The sequence below is a fragment of the Chryseobacterium manosquense genome (genome assembly GCF_014623485.1).
In the GTDB taxonomy this organism is placed as follows: Bacteria; Bacteroidota; Bacteroidia; order Flavobacteriales; family Weeksellaceae; genus Kaistella; species Kaistella haifensis.
Genome location: NZ_CP060203.1, coordinates 458,871 through 476,792, shown reverse-complemented (window position 1 = coordinate 476,792; position 17,922 = coordinate 458,871). Strand labels below are relative to the sequence as shown.

At 37.7% G+C, this 17,922-nt stretch carries 13 protein-coding genes; 4 read left to right on the top strand and 9 right to left on the bottom strand.

Annotated elements, in window-relative coordinates; all coding sequences use genetic code 11:
• Positions 1-84 precede the first annotated feature (84 nt).
• From H0S70_RS02150 to H0S70_RS02140, 3 genes are all read right to left on the bottom strand, one after another.
• Positions 85-3,780: a phosphoribosylformylglycinamidine synthase gene (locus H0S70_RS02150; protein ID WP_188321542.1), complete on the bottom strand. Its 3,696-nt coding sequence runs from the start codon at positions 3,778-3,780 to the stop codon at positions 85-87.
• 62 nt (positions 3,781-3,842) lie between these two features.
• Positions 3,843-5,270, bottom strand: a complete 1,428-nt coding sequence (purB, locus tag H0S70_RS02145) for an adenylosuccinate lyase (RefSeq protein WP_188321541.1) — start codon at positions 5,268-5,270, stop codon at positions 3,843-3,845.
• A gap of 101 nt (positions 5,271-5,371) precedes the next feature.
• Positions 5,372-6,178, bottom strand: coding sequence for an SDR family oxidoreductase (locus tag H0S70_RS02140; protein WP_188321540.1), 807 nt, complete (start codon positions 6,176-6,178; stop codon positions 5,372-5,374).
• Positions 6,179-6,234: 56 nt separating this feature from the next.
• On the opposite strand from H0S70_RS02140, the gene H0S70_RS02135 reads away from it, so the two are divergent.
• The gene (locus H0S70_RS02135) at positions 6,235-7,596 is read left to right on the top strand and encodes an aldehyde dehydrogenase (RefSeq protein WP_188321539.1); all 1,362 of its coding nucleotides are present in this window, start codon (positions 6,235-6,237) and stop codon (positions 7,594-7,596) included.
• Between the two features lie 36 nt (positions 7,597-7,632).
• Here H0S70_RS02135 and H0S70_RS02130 read toward each other — a convergent pair whose 3' ends face one another.
• Positions 7,633-8,220 (bottom strand): thioredoxin family protein, encoded by a 588-nt coding sequence (locus H0S70_RS02130; RefSeq protein WP_228453766.1) that lies wholly within the window; start codon positions 8,218-8,220, stop codon positions 7,633-7,635.
• A gap of 85 nt (positions 8,221-8,305) precedes the next feature.
• On the opposite strand from H0S70_RS02130, the gene H0S70_RS02125 reads away from it, so the two are divergent.
• The 3 genes from H0S70_RS02125 to H0S70_RS02115 are packed head-to-tail and all read left to right on the top strand — an operon-like array spanning position 8,306 to position 10,737.
• On the top strand, positions 8,306-9,187 hold the full coding sequence (locus H0S70_RS02125) for a lysophospholipid acyltransferase family protein (RefSeq protein ID WP_188321538.1): 882 nt from the start codon (positions 8,306-8,308) through the stop codon (positions 9,185-9,187).
• 11 nt (positions 9,188-9,198) lie between these two features.
• A complete protein-coding gene (locus H0S70_RS02120) occupies positions 9,199-10,161 on the top strand; it encodes a glycosyltransferase family 2 protein (RefSeq protein WP_188322177.1) in 963 nt (320 codons plus the stop codon).
• An 18-nt stretch (positions 10,162-10,179) separates the two neighbouring features.
• Positions 10,180-10,737, top strand: a complete 558-nt coding sequence (locus H0S70_RS02115; RefSeq protein ID WP_188321537.1) for a 3'-5' exonuclease — start codon at positions 10,180-10,182, stop codon at positions 10,735-10,737.
• A gap of 9 nt (positions 10,738-10,746) precedes the next feature.
• Here H0S70_RS02115 and apaG read toward each other — a convergent pair whose 3' ends face one another.
• From apaG to H0S70_RS02090, 5 genes are all read right to left on the bottom strand, one after another.
• Positions 10,747-11,133: a Co2+/Mg2+ efflux protein ApaG gene (apaG, locus tag H0S70_RS02110; protein ID WP_031504062.1), complete on the bottom strand. Its 387-nt coding sequence runs from the start codon at positions 11,131-11,133 to the stop codon at positions 10,747-10,749.
• A gap of 86 nt (positions 11,134-11,219) precedes the next feature.
• A complete protein-coding gene (gene odhB / locus H0S70_RS02105; protein WP_188321536.1) occupies positions 11,220-12,476 on the bottom strand; it encodes a 2-oxoglutarate dehydrogenase complex dihydrolipoyllysine-residue succinyltransferase in 1,257 nt (418 codons plus the stop codon).
• Positions 12,477-12,509: 33 nt separating this feature from the next.
• A complete protein-coding gene (locus tag H0S70_RS02100) occupies positions 12,510-15,320 on the bottom strand; it encodes a 2-oxoglutarate dehydrogenase E1 component (RefSeq protein WP_188321535.1) in 2,811 nt (936 codons plus the stop codon).
• 98 nt (positions 15,321-15,418) lie between these two features.
• Positions 15,419-16,429, bottom strand: a complete 1,011-nt coding sequence (locus H0S70_RS02095) for an SRPBCC family protein (protein ID WP_228453765.1) — start codon at positions 16,427-16,429, stop codon at positions 15,419-15,421.
• 108 nt (positions 16,430-16,537) lie between these two features.
• A complete protein-coding gene (locus tag H0S70_RS02090; protein WP_188321533.1) occupies positions 16,538-17,806 on the bottom strand; it encodes a glucose-1-phosphate adenylyltransferase in 1,269 nt (422 codons plus the stop codon).
• Positions 17,807-17,922 lie beyond the last annotated feature (116 nt).

Here is a 17,922-nt window from a genome sequence, read left to right as displayed (position 1 = left end):
CGCTAATAAATATATTTTATAAGGAAATTCACTTATAATTAATTTCTTATTTCTAACTATTTAACCGTTAACAAAATTGATTTCTTATTTGAAATACTCAACTCCGTTCTTGAAAATATTATGATAATTGGCTGTAGGAATATTCTTCAACAAACCTTCCGAAAATCTTTCCGGATGTCCCATTCTACCAAAAATTTTCCCGGATTTACTTGCAATTCCTTCAATCCCGAACAACGAATTATTTGGATTAAAAGGCATTCCATGTGCAATTTTCCTTTCAAAATCTATGTATTGCGTAGCGATTTGTCCGTTTTCATACAATTCTTTAATCACTTCTTCAGACGCCATAAATCTTCCTTCCCCGTGAGAAATCGGAATGGTAAAAACCTGATCTTTCATCCCTTTTAACCAAGGCGAATGATCGTTGACTACTTTTACATCAACCATTTGAGAAATATGTCTTCCGATCGCATTGTGCGCCAAAGTAGGTGAATTTTCGTCCAAATCGCGGATTTCACCATAAGGCAAAAGTCCGGATTTTACCAATGCCTGGAACCCGTTGCAAATACCGAGAATCATTCCATCGCGGTTTAATAATTCGTGAACAGCATTTTTCATTTTCTCGTTTTTCAAAACATTGACAATGAATTTTGCGGAACCATCCGGCTCATCACCGGCAGAGAAACCTCCAGAAAACACCAAAATTTGAGACTGATTGATTTGCGAAATCCACGCATCCAAACTTTCATTAAGAAGCTGATGATTCAAATTGATCAACGGTAAACTTGAAACTTCTGCTCCTTCTTTTCGGAAGGCATTTTGAGTTTCATATTCACAATTGGTTCCCGGAAAAATAGGTGCAAAAACACGAGGTTTTGCAATTCCGTGTTTTCGAATTATTATGGTTTCTGCTTTTGTAGCATTCAATTTTTCGTCCAATTGGACCACAATTTTTTCTTTCTCTACCGTCGGAAATAGTTCTTCAAAAGTTCCTTTCCAAGCCTCAAATAAACTTGAGATAGAAATTTTTAAATCATTAATTATTAAAACTTTATCAGTTTTAACCTCACCAATCAATTGAAATAAACCATTTTCCAAATCTGCGGTAGTTTCAATAATTAAACTTCCAATATTTTTATTTAAAAGTAAACTCTCATCCAAAGCAATTTCAGCCCCTAATTGGTTTCCGAAACTCATTTTTGCCAATGACACCGCTACTCCTCCATCTTTCACTGTTTTAACAGAAACGATATTTCCTGACTGAATATTTTCATGAATATTATTGAAAACTTTCTTCAAATTTTCATAATTCGGCAAGCCATTTTCCTGAGGAACATGTTGGAAAAAATACAATTTGTTTCCCGCTTTTTTCAGTTCCGGAGAAATGATGTTTTTCTTTTCGCCATTTGCACAAGCAAAAGAAATCAGCGTTGGCGGTACATTGATATCCTGGAAACTTCCACTCATCGAATCTTTTCCGCCAATTGCAGCGAGTTCCAAATTCATTTGTGCATCGTAAGCACCCAGAAGCGAGGCTAAAGGCTTGCCCCATTTTTCAGGTTGATTTCCCAATTTTTCGAAATATTCTTGGAAACTCAAACGGATATTTTGATATTTTCCTCCCATTGCCACGATTTTGGCAACGCTCTCTACGACCGCATTTGCAGCTCCAATCATCGAGTTTTGCGAAGAAATTTCCGCATCAAAACCCCAACTTGCCAAAGAAACAGTTTCAATATTTTCCGCGTCTAAAACCGGAAGCGTCTGTACACTTCCTTCCATTTCCGTTTCCTGAAATCTTCCGCCAAATGGCATCGCAACGGAAGTTCCGCCAACGGATGCGTCAAACATTTCTGCCAAACCTTTTTGCGAAGCATTATTTTTACTAGAAATTTCCTTCAAAAAGTTCACCTCATTGAACCGAATATTTTGATTATCTACTATTTGCAAATGTGAAATTTCTGCACGCTGAGATTTTGCACAACCGTTGGTATCTAAAAATTCGCGGCTTAAATCCACAATTTTATTGCCTTGCCAAAACATCTGCATTCTTCCGGAATCGGTTACTTTCGCCACTTCTACAGCTTTAATATTTTCCTTTTCACAGAATTTGATGAATTTTTCTTTGTCCTTAGCTTCAATTACGACTGCCATTCTTTCCTGAGATTCAGAAATAGCGAGTTCAGTCCCGTTTAGACCTTCATATTTCAAAGGCAAAATATCAAGATTGATTTCCAACGAATCAGCAATTTCACCGATCGCAACAGAAACACCACCTGCACCGAAATCGTTGGATTTTTTAATTAAAGTAGTAACATCAGGATTTCTGAATAAACGCTGAATTTTACGTTCTTCCACCGCGTTTCCTTTTTGAACTTCAGTAGAAAGCGTATGAATAGAGGTTTCATCTTGCTCTTTTGAACTTCCAGTTGCACCTCCAACTCCGTCTCTTCCGGTTGCTCCGCCGAGTAAAATCACCAAATCTCCAGGTTGTGGTTTCTCCCGTCGGACCCAATCTTTCTTTACAGCTCCCACTACAAAACCCACTTCCATTCTTTTTGCTTTGTAGCCATCATGGTAAATCTCATTCACCAAAGTCGTCGCTAAACCAATTTGGTTTCCGTAGGAAGAATAGCCATTTGCAGCCTGCTTAGAAATAGTTCTTTGCGGAAGTTTTCCGGGCAAAGTGTCGCTAATCGGTTCTAAAACATTAGCAGCTCCAGAAAGTCGCATCGCCTGATAAACAAACGCTCTACCGGACAATGGATCGCGGATTGCGCCACCTAAACACGTAGAAGCACCACCAAAAGGTTCTATCTCTGTCGGGTGATTGTGTGTTTCATTTTTAAATAAAAGGTACCAAGGTTCCTTTTTACCATCAAATTCGGCTTCAATTTCTATGGTACACGCATTGATTTCATCGGAAACAACGAGGTTTTCGAGCTTACCGGTTTTGTGAAAATATCTTGCACAAACCGTCGCCAAATCCATCAAAGAAATCGGTTTTGCTTCTCTTCCGAGAAATTTTCTTTTCTCTAAATAATCATTAAAAATTCTTTCTAAAGTATCTTTAAAAGAATCATTAAACTGAATATCAGTTAATGCTGTTTCGAAAGTGGTATGTCGGCAATGGTCGCTCCAGTAAGTGTCGAGAACTTTAAGTTCGGTTTCTGTAGGATTTCGCTTTTCAGATTTGAAGTAATTTTGAATAAACTCCAAATCATCAAATCCCAAAGCAAAACCATGTTGGTGATAAAACTCATTAAGTTGATCCGTAGAAAAATCAATAAAACCCTCGTGGATGACAACCGGATCTGGAGTTTCTTCAGCCGGAATTTCAAGTTTGGACAAATCTTTTTCCTGACTTTCGACTTTATTAATTAGATGATTTTTTATTTTATCGAGGTCAGCGGAGGAGATTCCGAAGAGTTCGATTAATTTTCCGCTTCTCACCTTTGAATTTTCGTTTCCGGTAAGCAAAGCAATACACTGCTGGGCAGAATCTGCGCGCTGATCATATTGGCCAGGTAGAAATTCCGTAGCAAAATGAAGGTTTTTAGCCGGATTTTCGTTGTGAAGAATATCAACGACCGGATCTACAAAAGTATTGAAAATCACTTTATTAAGTTCATTTTCTTCAATCCCGAACAGATCATAAATATTATAAACTTTCACATCCTGAATATGAGGAACGATGGTTTTAATTTCACTAAAAATTTTTGGACTTTCTACATCGAAAATTCCACGTTTTTCTACAAAAATTCTTTTCTTATCAGACATTCTATGTCAATTTTAAAGGGAGTAATTCATTAAAAAATGCAGACAAAATTGCCTGCATCACTTTATACTTTAAGGTCAGCTTCTAAGCCAATTAAATCGGAATATTTATCAAGAATAGGTTGTGCTTCATTCTGGACAAACTCTTCAGCTTGAATCGGTGCGAACCCAATGAAGTTTTTAGGATCGAGCATTTCCATGAATTTGGCTTTATCCATTTTCAGGGATTCATCGTTCAAAATTCTTTCAATCAGATCGTTTTCTTTGCCTTCCATCTTCACCTTTTTTGAAGCTTCCATGGAATGAACGCGGATGGTTTCGTGGATTTCCTGCCGGTCGCCACCTGCTTTTACTTCTTCCATGATGATGTATTCCGTCGCCATGAAAGGAAGTTCGTCCATAATATGTTTCTTGATTCGGTTTTCGTAAACTACAATTCCGTTCATGATATTGTTCCAAATCAACAAAATAGCATCCACAGCAAGGAAAGATTGCGGAATTGCGAGTCTTTTGTTCGCTGAATCATCCAAAGTTCTTTCAAACCATTGCGTTGCTGCCACCATTGCGGAACTCGAAGAAAGCGACATCACGAATTTCGCTAACGAGCCGATTCTTTCGGAACGCATTGGATTTCTTTTGTACGCCATCGCCGAGGAACCGATTTGGTTTTTCTCGAAAGGTTCTTCAATTTCCTTTAAATTCTGCAATAGTCGTAAATCATTAGTGAATTTATGAGCAGATTGAGCGATATTCGACAATAAAGCCAAAACTTTCGCATCGATTTTTCGGTCGTAGGTTTGCCCGGAAACACCAAAAACTTTATCAAATCCAAAACGTTTTGAAAGTTCGGTATCCAAATGTTTTACTTTAGAATAATCGCCGTTGAAAAGCTCTAAAAAACTAGCTGCAGTTCCGGTAGTTCCTTTCACACCGCGGAATCTTAAAGTTTCAAGAAAAAATTCGAGTTCCTCAAAATCCAAAATCAAAGATTGCAACCAAAGTGTAGCACGTTTCCCAACGGTCGTCAATTGCGCCGGTTGATAGTGCGTAAACCCTAAAGTCGGCAAATCCTTATATTTCAAAGCGAAATCCGACAAGTTTTTAATGACATTCACCAATTGCTTTCTCAAAATCAACAATCCGTCGCGCATTTGAATTAAATCGGTATTATCACCTACAAATGCGGACGTCGCACCCAAATGGATGATTCCTTTCGCGGAAGGAGCGGCATCGCCATACGTGTGAACATGCGCCATCACATCGTGACGGAATTTTTTTTCGTATTCTGCAGCTTTCACATAATCGATGTCATCTGCATTATTTTTGAGTTCTGAAATTTGTTCATCGGAAATATCCAAACCAAGATCTTTTTGGATTTCGGCAAGAGCAATCCACAATTTTCGCCAGTTTCTGAACTTGTTGTTCGGCGAAAAATTATAGAGCATTTCCTCACTTGAATAGCGTTCTTCAAGAGGGTTTTTGTAGGAATTCATTCTTTCTTTTTACTTTTTTAGATGCACAAATTTAAGAAAATTATAAGAATCGGAGGACTTACATTTGTATTTTTAATGCTAAATTCAACAAATCCTGTGGGTTATTTTCTGCCTCTGAAATCTTTCATAGTATCGTAAACTCCGAAAACATTTTTCATCACCCAATCAAATATCGGCAACGGCAAAATTCCTTGAGAAAGTTGAATAAACCAATACGGAAGAGGCATTGCAAGCATTTTTGTTTTGTTTTCAATGGCTTTAATGATTTTTTCAGCGGTGGGTTCAGGCTCTAAAATGGGCAATAATTTTGATTTTACACCATCAAACATTCCTGTATTAATGTAGAAAGGCATTATGGTAGTAAAAGAAATATTTTTACCAAGTTGTTCCATTTCCAGCCGAACACTGTCGCTCCAACCGACAACCGCCCATTTTGAAGCGGCATAAACCGACATTTTCGGATTTGAAATCAATCCGGCAGAAGAAGCAATATTGCAAATGGCTCCTGAATTATCCGCCATCATTCCGGGCAAAAATTCCAATCCGATATGCATAAAAGCATTGGAATTGATGTTCATGCTTTTTTCGATTTGTTCGTGCGTGTGTTCATGAAAATATTTTCCAACCACAATTCCGGCATTATTGATCAATACATCAATTTTACCAACTTCTGTACGTACTTTTTGGGCATTAATTTTAATTTCATTCAAATTAAAAACATCTACTTTGTAAGTGAAAATTTCACCACCAATCCCTGAAAACTCTTGCTTAGTTTTCACCAAAGCTTCTTCATTAATATCCCAAATTACCAGTTTTTCGACGCCTCTTTCCAGAGATTTTCTTGCCATTATTTTACCAATTCCGGAACATCCGCCGGTAATAAGAATTTTTTTATTTCTGAAATCCATTTTGTCTTTATCTGTTTAATTTGGAGTAAATTTGTTTGAATTATAAAATAAATGTAATGAATTTTGAAAAGATATTAGCAGATCAGCGTACCTTTTTTAACAGCCAGAAAACCAAAAGCATCAAGTTCAGAAAAATGTATCTGGAAAAACTGCGAGATTTGATCATCAAAAATGAAGAACTACTTTATGCCGCCATTTACAAAGATTTCGGAAAATCTAGATTTGATACTTATACTACGGAAATTTCTTTCATTTTAAAAGACATCGATTTTTACCTGAAAAACCTCAATTCGCTATCAAAACCCAAAAAAGTAAAAACCAACCTTGCGAATCAACTTGGAACGAGTAAAATCCACAGCGAACCACTCGGTTGTACCCTTGTGATCGGTGCATGGAATTACCCTTACCAACTTTCGCTTTCGCCCATGATTGCTGCGTTGGCAGCAGGAAACACCTGTATTGTAAAACCTAGCGAAGTGGCAGAACACACCATGAAAGCCATGGCAAAAATAATCAACGAAAATTTCCCAAAACAATATCTGTTTGTGCTTGAAGGTGGTGTGGAAGAAATCACAGAAATTTTAAAACTGAAATTCGACAAAATATTTTTTACCGGAAGCACGAAGGTTGGGCAAATCGTATATGAAGCTGCTGCGAAAAATTTAACACCGGTAACCTTGGAATTGGGCGGAAAAAGTCCAGCTATTGTAACTGCAAATGCTGATTTTGAGGTCGCTGCAAAAAGAATTGTCTGGGGAAAATTCCTTAATGCCGGACAAACTTGTGTGGCTCCGGATTATATTTTGGTGGATGAGAAAGTGAAAGACAGTTTTCTGGACACATTAAAATCTTATATTCAAAAATTCAATTACCAACCGGATTCGGAACATTATACGAAAATAATCAACAGAAGAAATTTCGACAGATTGGTAAATTATATTGAAAAAGACAAAATCTATTTCGGTGGAAACCACGATTCTCAAAAACTTCACATCGAACCTACGATTATGCACGAAATCAGCTGGGAGGACGCTGTAATGCAGGAAGAAATTTTTGGTCCGATTTTGCCGGTTCTCACTTTTAAAAATTTTAATGAAGCTTTACTTAAAATTTCAGAAAAAGAAAAACCTTTGGCGGCTTATCTTTTTACCAATAATTCAGAAGAAAAAGAGAGTTTCACTTCGAAAATTTCCTTTGGTGGCGGCTGTATTAACGATGTGGTGATGCATTTGAGCAATGAAAATTTACCATTCGGAGGCGTTGGAAATTCGGGAATTGGAAATTACCACGGAAAATTTGGCTTTGAAACTTTTTCCCATCAAAAAGCCGTTCTCGAGCGTGTAAATTGGGGCGAGCCCGATTTGAAATATCCGCCTTACACGGAGAAGAAAATGAATTGGATTAAAAAATTGCTATAAAAAAAAAGTTCCGGAAATTTCCGGAACTTTTTTGATTTATGATTTTGGAGCCCACTTCTCGAAAAACGCTTTCACTTTTTCTTTGCTATACCCTTTCCCCTCTTCCAGCACCGCGCTATCTTGGGTATGAATCATCTTTCCATTTTGGTCCAAAACGACAAAAACCGGGTATCCGAATTTCGCTCCCGGATTATCATATTTCGCAAAAACTTTCTCGTTTTTGTTCTCCGGCGAATAATTCAAGTGGTAATAAAGGTAATTTGCATCCACAATTTCTTTCAGTTCCGGAGTTGTTTGCACGAAATTATTGAACCTTAAACACCAAATACACCAGTTTCCTCCGGCTTGTAAAATGATATTTTTATTTTCAGCTTTTGCTTTTTTTACCAATTCAGCAATTTTAGCTTCAGCATTTTCTGTTGCGTCATACGGCTTCGGAAGTTTTGCTTTCTCTTCGGCTGCTCTTTTTTTATTGGCCGCTAGTATCGCTGCGCTATCTTCTTTTGCTGCACCTTCAGCTATCGCTACCGATTTTTCGGTTTTAATTTCTGTGGTTTGTGCAAAGGTTGCACCTCCAAAACAAAGTGCCGAAAACATCATCAATTTTATTCTATTATTTCTCATTGATTTTTCAATTAAATTAATGCCACAAAATAACAAAAATTACGCCAACAATAAATTTTATAATTGCTAAATTTGCATACTATTTATGAATTTTCTATTTAAAATAATTATACTTTTTTCAAAATTACCATTAAAGGTTTTGTATGGGTTAGCCGATTTTATTTTCGTGATACTTTACTTTGTGGTAGGTTATCGGAAAGATGTGGTTTTGCAAAATCTGAAAAATTCTTTTCCTGCAAAAAGCGACTCGGAACTGAAAATTATTAGAAAGAAGTTTTATCATAATTTCTGCGATTATCTTGTAGAAACTTTGAAATCTTTTACCATTTCTTCCCACGAATTGCGGGTTCGCGTGCAACACCTAAATCAAGATGTATTTCATGAGGCCAAAAAAGAAAACAAAAATGTAATTCTTCTAGCAGGGCATATTTTCAATTGGGAATGGTTTAACGCATTGGCAACAATTATTCCTCAGGAAAAAAGCTTTCCGGTTTACCGAAAAGTTCAGAGCAGTTTTTGGGAACAAAAAGTGAAAGCAATTCGTAACAGGTTTGGTAATCACGCTTTAGAAGCCAAAGAAGTCATTCGTCATATTTTCAAAAATACCAATGATGGAAATTCGGTGTACATGTTTGTTGCAGATCAAACTCCGCATTCCTCTGAAGTTACATACGGACTGGAATTCCTGCACCAGAAAACACCAGCATTCGTAGGCTACGACAAGCTTTCCACTAGAATGGATTTGGTATTTGTATATTGCGAAATGAAAAAGGTAAAACGCGGGTATTACCAAATAAATTATCACCGGATTTACCCCGATGGTGAAAAATTTCAGGAATATGAAGTGGTAAGAAAATTCCATAAAATGCTTGAAACTACGATTAATAAAAGACCCGATAATTATCTTTGGTCGCACAGAAGGTGGAAATATCAGGATTCGATAAAAGTAATGGAAACCCGAATTTAATTCTCATTGATTTGAAAGTAGTCATAGCAATTCTCAATTGGAACGGAAAAAATTGGTTAGAAAAGTTTCTTCCCAATGTGATTTCACATTCCCAAAACACCGATATTTACGTCATCGACAACGCATCTACCGACGATTCCGTAAATTTTTTACGATCTCATTTTCCCGAAGTTAAAATTGTACAAAACCCTTCCAATTCAGGATTTGCAGGCGGTTATAATGAAGGATTTAAAAAAATCGATGCAGATATTTATTGCCTTCTGAATTCCGATGTTGAAGTAACTGAAAATTGGTTAAATCCCGTTCTTGAATTATTCGAAAAAAATCAAAACATTGCGGCCATTCAACCAAAAATATTGGCTTATCATCGAAAGAATTTCTTTGAATTTGCAGGTGCTGGTGGAGGATTGATCGATAACCTTGGTTACCCTTATTGCCGCGGAAGAATTTTTGACGAAATTGAAGAAGACAAAGGTCAGTACGATGATGAAACCGAGATTTTTTGGGCTTCAGGTTGCTGTATGTTTATTCGTTCGGAAGATTTTTGGGCAGAAAACGGTTTTGATGAAAGATTTTTCGCTCATCAGGAAGAAATCGACTTATGTTGGCGTTTAAAGAACTCAGGAAAAAAGATTTTTTATACAGGAAAATCCACTGTCTATCACGTCGGCGGCGGAACATTAAACAAAGAAAATCCACAGAAAACTTATCTCAACATACGCAATAATCTTTCTATGTTGTGCAAAAACTTGCCATTTCCAAAGCTTATTTGGGTAATATTTTTGCGATTATGTTTAGACGGAATTGCCGGCTTTTATTTTGGTTTTAAGAACGGTCCAGCTCATTTTTTGGCGGTGATTAGAGCACATTACGGTTTTTATTGTCAACTTCCCGGGACCATAAAGCGAAGAAAAAAATTTCAGATCGATCATTTTTACCAATCGAAATGGTTGATCTTCAAACATTTTATTTAAATATTTAAAACCAAAAAGATGCTTGATTTTTGCGCATTGGATTTTGAAACCGCAACCCACGAGCGAAATTCCGCTTGTGAAATGGGGATTTGTGTGGTCGAAAATGGAGAAATTGTGAAAACCCAGACCTGGCTCATTAAACCACCAAGTTTTCCTTACTTTAATAGAAGAAACATTGAAGTTCACGGTATTCACCCCGAAGATGTGCAAGATGCTCCTACATTCGAGGATGTATGGCATGAAGCCGAAGAATTGATGTACGGAAATCTGATGATTGCACACAATGCATCCTTTGATGCAGGTGTACTGAGAAGTTGTCTGGATTATCACGGATTTTTCAAACCGAAGATGGAGTATTTGTGTTCCATTCAAATTGCTAAAAAATCCTGGAAAAACTTACCTAGATATGGTTTGAAAAGTCTTGCAGAGCAGCATCAGTTAACCTTTAACCACCACCGCGCGGGAGATGATGCGGAAGTTTGTGCGAAAATTTCGCTTTTGGCATTTAATAATTTAATGATTACAAGAAACGATGAAGTGAAAGAGGTTTTAAAAAAGAATTTGAAAATTCTTTAAATTTAATCATTAGTTACTCAATACTTCCGCCATTAAATCAAATTTCGGAATATTGATTTCCAGATTTTCTTTCGTTAAAGGATTCATACAAAAATACTGTCCGGTCATATTTCCTACACCGGAGCGCAACACGACATTGGAGAAGTAGCTAAACTCCTCTCCAGGCAAAATTTCGGGTGTCAACCCAATTACTCCCTCTCCTGCAACTTCGGTAAAACCGAAACCTAAATCATAAATCAGCCATCTTCTTTTCAACAAAACAATAGGATTTTCGCTTAGATTTTCGATTTTAATATTGTAGCGGAAAACAAATCGGTTTTCGGACGGAAAACTATTTCTTGGATCGTACTCTGGTTTCACGGAAACCTTAATATCGAAAGTAGTCGTAGAAAACATAGGGTTGGAATTTTATTAAAATTAATAATACAAAAATCCCGCCTTTTTAGACGGGATATTATTGATCTTGAAAACTTTAAGATTAATTAAAGTTCCAAAGCTTTTCTCTCGTTGCCGTTCATGAGGAATTCTACCGGATTGTCGATTGCTTCTTTTACAGCAACCAGGAAACCTACGGATTCTTTACCGTCGATAATTCTGTGGTCATAAGAAAGTGCAACGTACATCATTGGGCGAATCACCACTTGTCCATCCACTGCCATAGGTCTTTGTAGGATGTTATGCATTCCTAAAATTGCGGATTGTGGAGGGTTAATAATTGGAGTTGACATCATGGAACCAAAAGTTCCTCCGTTGGTTACGGTAAAAGTTCCTCCGGTCATTTCGTCTACCGTAATTTTTCCGCTTCTTACTTTTTCCGCAAGATCTTTAATATTTGCTTCTACTCCTCTGAAAGTCATGTTCTCAGCGTTTCTAAGAACAGGAACCATCAAACCTTTCGGTCCGGAAACAGCAACAGAAATATCACAGAAATCGTAGTTGATTTTGTAATCCCCATCAATTGAAGCGTTCACGTCTGGGTACATTTGCAATGCGCGGGTAACTGCTTTGGTAAAGAATGACATGAAACCTAGTCCAACGCCGTGTTTCGCAGCGAATTCCTCTTTATATTGTTTTCTAATTCTGAAGATTTCAGACATATCCACCTCGTTGAAAGTGGTTAGCATAGCGGTTTCGTTTTTCACAGATACCAATCTTGCAGCAATTTTTCTTCTTAGGACAGAAAGTTTAGTGGTATTAGAACCTCTGGATCCGCCAGTAGAAGAAGGAGTTCCCATTGCAGCAACTTGCGCAGTTTGGGCATCTTCTTTGGTTATTCTTCCATCTTTTCCAGTACCTGAAACTTGTGCAGCTGGTATTCCTTTTTCGTCAAGTATTTTTTTAGCAGCAGGTGAAGGAGTTCCTGTAGCGTAAGAAGTAGCAGCAGGTTGTTCTTCTTTTTTAGCTTCCTGAATGATTGCCGGTTTTTCAACAACTTTTTGTTCCGCTTGAGGAGCTTCAGCATTTTCCGCTTTCGGAGCAGCCTCACCAGCTGGTTTTGCAGCATCCATATCGATAAGACATACCACCTGACCAACTTGTACCACTTCGCCTTCTTCAGCTTTTAAAGTGATGATGCCACTTTGTTCAGCAGGTAATTCTAGTGTTGCTTTATCGGAATCTACTTCCGCAATCGGTTGATCTTTTTCTACATAATCGCCGTCTTTTACCAACCAAGATGCGATTTCAACTTCGGTGATGGATTCTCCCGGAGACGGGACTTTCATTTCTAATATTGACATCGTGAATATTTTTTTTATTATTTAAAATTGAAATTATGCGGTAACCGGTCTTTTTGCAGGCGCATCTTCTCGGTCGAAAACTCTGTTTATTACGCTATTTTGATTTTTCTCAAACATTTTGTGAGTTCCCGGAGCTGGTGATCCGCTCGCTACAGGCGCAATTACATCAATATCAGACTTTCTGAAATTACGTAAAATATAACTCCATGCGCCCATATTTTCCGGTTCTTCCTGTACCCAAAGCAATTGTTTTCTGTTGCTGTATTTGTTAAAAATTTCCTCTATTTTATCTTGCTGAAGTGGGTACAATTGCTCAAATCTTACCAAAGCGATGTTTTCGCAACCTAATTCTTCTTTTTTGGCTAAAAGTTCGTAGTAAATTTTACCAGAACAGAGCACCAACTTTTCAATTTTTTCAGGGTTTGCAGCGACATCATCCAAAATTGGTTGGAAGCTTCCATTTGCAAAATCTTCAAGAGGTGAAATTACTTGCGGATGTCTTAGCAATGATTTTGGAGACATTACAATAAGAGGTTTTCTGAAATTCCATTTCATTTGTCTTCTCAGAAGATGGAAAAAGTTCGCAGGAGTAGTCGCATTGGCTACTGTCATATTTTCATTAGCGCAAAGCTCCAAGAATCTTTCGAGTCTTGCGGAAGAGTGTTCTGCACCTTGTCCTTCGAAACCGTGTGGAAGAAGCATTACCAATCCATTTTGGACTTTCCATTTTTCTTCTGCAGCAGCTAGATATTGGTCTACAATAATCTGCGCACCATTCACAAAATCACCAAACTGAGCTTCCCAAATGGTCAATGTATTCGGTGAAGCCATTGCGTAACCATAATCGAAACCTAAAACTCCGTACTCGGAAAGGTGTGAATTGTAAACATCAAAACGATTATCGGAGATATGTCTTAGCGGGATGTATTCTTCCTCAGTATCTTCCGTTTTTATAACGGCATGGCGGTGAGAGAAAGTTCCTCTTTCCACATCTTCCCCAGAAATTCTCACATTATTCCCTTCCACCAACAATGTTGCATAAGCCAACCATTCGCCCAAAGCCCAATCCAAAGAATTGCCTTCGATCATTTTCAAACGGTTTTCGAAAAGTCGGGTAATTTTGTTAATGAATTTTTTATCGGCCGGCAAAGTGCTCATTTCCACTGCTAGTTTTTTCAGTTTATCAAGATCAAATCCTGTATCTACCGTCTTTTGCATAGCTCCTCTTGGACAAAGTGGATATTGCTTCCAATCTTCCGCCATGAAGATGTCCATGGTATTTTTTTCAATTTCTTTGGAAGCATCGAAATCAGCATCTAGAAGAGTTTTGAATTCGGTTTCCATTTTCTTCAACACCTCATCGGAAACTATTCCTTCTTTGATAAGTTGTTCTTTGTAAATTTCTCTCGGGTTTTTATGTTTAGAGATGAGTTTATACAAATTCGGTTGAGTGAATCTGGGTTCATCACCTTCGTTGTGACCATATTTTCTGTAACCCAAAAGATCGATGTATACATCTTTACCAAATTCCGCACGGAAATCAGCAGCAAATCTTATTGCATGAACTACCGCTTCCACATCATCTGCATTCACATGCATCACAGGAGATTCGGTTACTTTTGCGATGTCAGTACAATAAGTTGAAGATCGTGCATCCAAATAATTGGTGGTAAACGAAACTTGGTTATTAACCACGATATGAACAGTTCCACCGGTTTTATAGCCTTCCAGAGTCATCATTTGTGCAATTTCGTACACAATTCCCTGTCCGGCAATTGCTCCATCACCATGAATAACGATTGGCAAGACTTTTTTGTAATCTTTATACTTATTATCCACTTTCGCGCGACAAATTCCTTCCACCAAAGCACCAACCGTTTCCAGGTGAGACGGGTTTGGTGTTAAATTGATAGATACTTCTTCGCCGGAAGCAGTTTTTATTTTTTTAGATGAACCCAAGTGATACTTCACATCACCGGAGAATACATCTTCTTCAAATTCTTTCCCTTCAAATTCAGAGAAAATCTGTTTGTACGATTTCCCGAAAATATTGGTTAAAACATTCAATCGGCCTCTGTGAGCCATTCCAAGCACAACCTCATCAACACCCAATTGAGATGAACGGGTAATCAACTGGTCCAAAGCAGGAATCAAAGACTCACCGCCTTCAAGGGAAAATCTTTTTTGCCCAACAAATTTGGTATGAAGATAATTTTCAAAAGCAACTGCCTGATTAAGCTTTCCTAAGATTTCAGTTTTCTCGGCAGCATTCAGCTTTGGATGATTTTCGTTAACTTGAATCCATTCTCTGATGAATGTTTTCTCATTAACGTTATTAATGTGCATGTACTCTACCCCGATGGACTCGCAATAGATTTTTTCTAAATGATTGATAATCTCTTGCAATGTAGCCGCTCCAGGCATTCCGGTTTCGGTAGCGGAGTTGAATTTTTTGTTCAAATCTTGCTGAGAAAGCCCGAAATTTTCAATTGCCAAGGTAGGTTCGTGATGTCTTCTCTCCCTTACCGGATTGGTTTTGGTAAAGAGGTGACCTCTTTGTCTGTAAGCTTCAATAAGGTTAAGCACCTTGAACTCCTTTTGAATATCATCCGGAATTTGTCCGTTAGCTGCAGCATTATTTGCCAATTGCACTGCACTCGGAGCAGAAGCTGCAAAGTTGTTATCTCCCGGAATTTCATCGCCATAGTTCTCCAGCGCAAAATCAAATCCCTGGAAAAATGCTTTCCAGGAAGGCTCTAAACTGTCGGGATATTTTAAATATTGTTGGTATAAGTCTTCTATTAACTGCGAATGCGCAGCATTCAGAAATGAAAATTTGTCCATTATTTACAGATTAACTGTTGGTTTTTATTTAAAAGACAAATTTAGCAAAAAAAAGTGAAGTACTAAAGCCGAAAACTCTTTAAAAATTAGTTAAATATTTATCGGAAAACCGGCAACGATAATTTCAGTAAAGTATTTGCCTCGGAAGTTGGCTCTTCTAAGAAAGTTTGCTGTAAATCTCCTGTTCTCATTGTATCGCGTTTTGCTTTCAAAAGCAGCTGTTGAATGGCCTTAACGCGTCCGGAATAGTTGCCTCGATAGTAAATCACATAATTTCGGGAAGCATTGACAGTTCTGAAACTGAAATTATTATCGGAAACTGCGATTCTTTTCGAAAGCGGAATTCCGTAGTAATAAGAAACTTCCTTATCCTTGAAATTGTCTGCATCGGTTATGAGGACTGGTTCTCCGTATTCGTCATTTCTTTTTCCCAAATCCATTTTGATGTAATTCAGGGTTTTGTTGTGATTCATGACGATGTTTTTGAAGAGCGCGTCTTTGGTGTTTTTAGAATTTACATTTACGCCCAGAAGGAGCTGACCTTCCTGTTCTTCTACCATCAAACTATCAAACTTCAAATTCTCCAATAACTGCTCTTTCTGCACTTTATTTCCAAGAACCTCCATGAGATTTTTCATGCTTAAATCAATCTTCTCGGCAACCAAATCTTCGGTTATTAAGTTTAAAGATCGCTTCAGGAAAGGTTGTTTCGGAGTATGAATAAACCATGTAATGGATGTTTTATCGTTTAGGGAACGAAACTTCACATCAATTAAGTATGGAGTATTTTTTTTGCCTTCAAAAAGCTGGTAACGAAGCGTTCGGTTCGGATTTTCGTAACGGATGAAGAGATCTCCGAATTGATCCGGATCTTTTTTGTCGTGATAACTCATTGAACTTCCCTGCCCTTCATAGGGCGTGAAATAATCGAAGGTAAAATCCGGATCTTCGGAGAAAAAGGCATTCCAACGGGTGAAATTCTGCAAATTATTAAACTGCGGAAAAACCCGATCTACAGGATATGAAATTTCTTTTTGAATGGTAAAACTTTTTGCATCCTCCACAAAAGTCATCGCAATCGCATAAACCGCCACCGCAAAAAGTATCAATAAACTCCCAAATTTTAACCAACGCATGGGGCAAAAATACAAAAAAGCCGTGCAAAAAAAACACGACAATAAAAATATTGCCGTGCGTAATTTTTCTGGTTGAAATTATTAAGGGATAATGGTTCCGGGATGAATGACTGCATTTTTTTTCACTACCACAATTCCGTCTTTAATGGAATAATGTTCAAAATCTCCATCTGGAAGATGTTTTCCACCGATGATTCTTACATTATCACCGATATGACAGTTTTTATCGAGAATTGCCCGCTCGATGTAGCAATATTTCCCAACGCCAAGATTAGGCATTCCTCGCTGATCATTTGCTACAATTTCTTCGGTATCTTGGTAGTAATCCGCACCCATCATGTAGGTATCCATCAACGTACTTCCTTTATCAACGCGGCTACGGTTTCCTACAATAGAATTTTCAATTTTATCGGCCATCACGATACAGCCGTCTCCGAAGATCGCTTTGCTCACATAAGAACCAAGGATTTTCGAAGGAGGCAACATTCTCACTCTCGTGTAGATCGGCGCATTGCTGAACAGATTAAAATGAGGAAAGTCTCTGGTCAAATCAATATTGGCATCAAAGAAAGAATCAATGGTACCGATATCCGTCCAATAGCCGTCGTACTGAAAACTTAGTGTTTTATAAGTTCCCAGGGCATTGGGAATTAATTCTCCTCCGAAATCATCGCCGGGCATGTTTTCAAACATTTTTTTAAGAACGTTCTTACTAAAAACATAAATTCCCATAGAAGCGAGGTATTCTTTCCCTTCAGATTTACTTTTTTCTGACACTTCCGATTTCCAATCTTCGAGGATATCATGTGATGGTTTCTCTACGAATGAAGTGATATTACCTTGGTCATCTGACTTCAAAATTCCGAAACCAGGTGCATCTTTGCAATTAACCGGAATTGTGGCTATTGTAATATCGCCTTCATTTTTACAATGGAAATCAATCATATCACGAAAATCCATTTGATAAAGTTGATCTCCGGAAAGAATTAAAATATAATCATATTCATATTTTTCCAAATGCTTCATCGACTGGCGGACCGCATCTGCAGTACCTTGGTACCATTGGTCATTTTCCACATTTTGTTCGGCGGCGAGGATGTCCACAAAGCCCTTGCTGAAAATATCAAAATGATAAGAATTTTTGATATGTGAATTAAGCGAAGCAGAATTGAATTGGGTTAGTACCAAAATCCTGTTATATCCCGAATTCAGGCAGTTGGAAATCGGAATATCCACCAACCTATATTTTCCGGCGATAGGCACCGCGGGTTTCGAACGAGTATAAGTTAATGGAAACAGCCGGGTTCCCCTGCCACCACCTAGAACTATAGAGATCACACTGGGTTTCATTTTGGGCATTTTTTAATATTTTTAATGAGTTGGGTTTCATAACAATATTAGCATTTTTTATGCATCCCACAAAATATTATTTGATGATGATTGTTAGTTTAAAGAAATTTTAACAA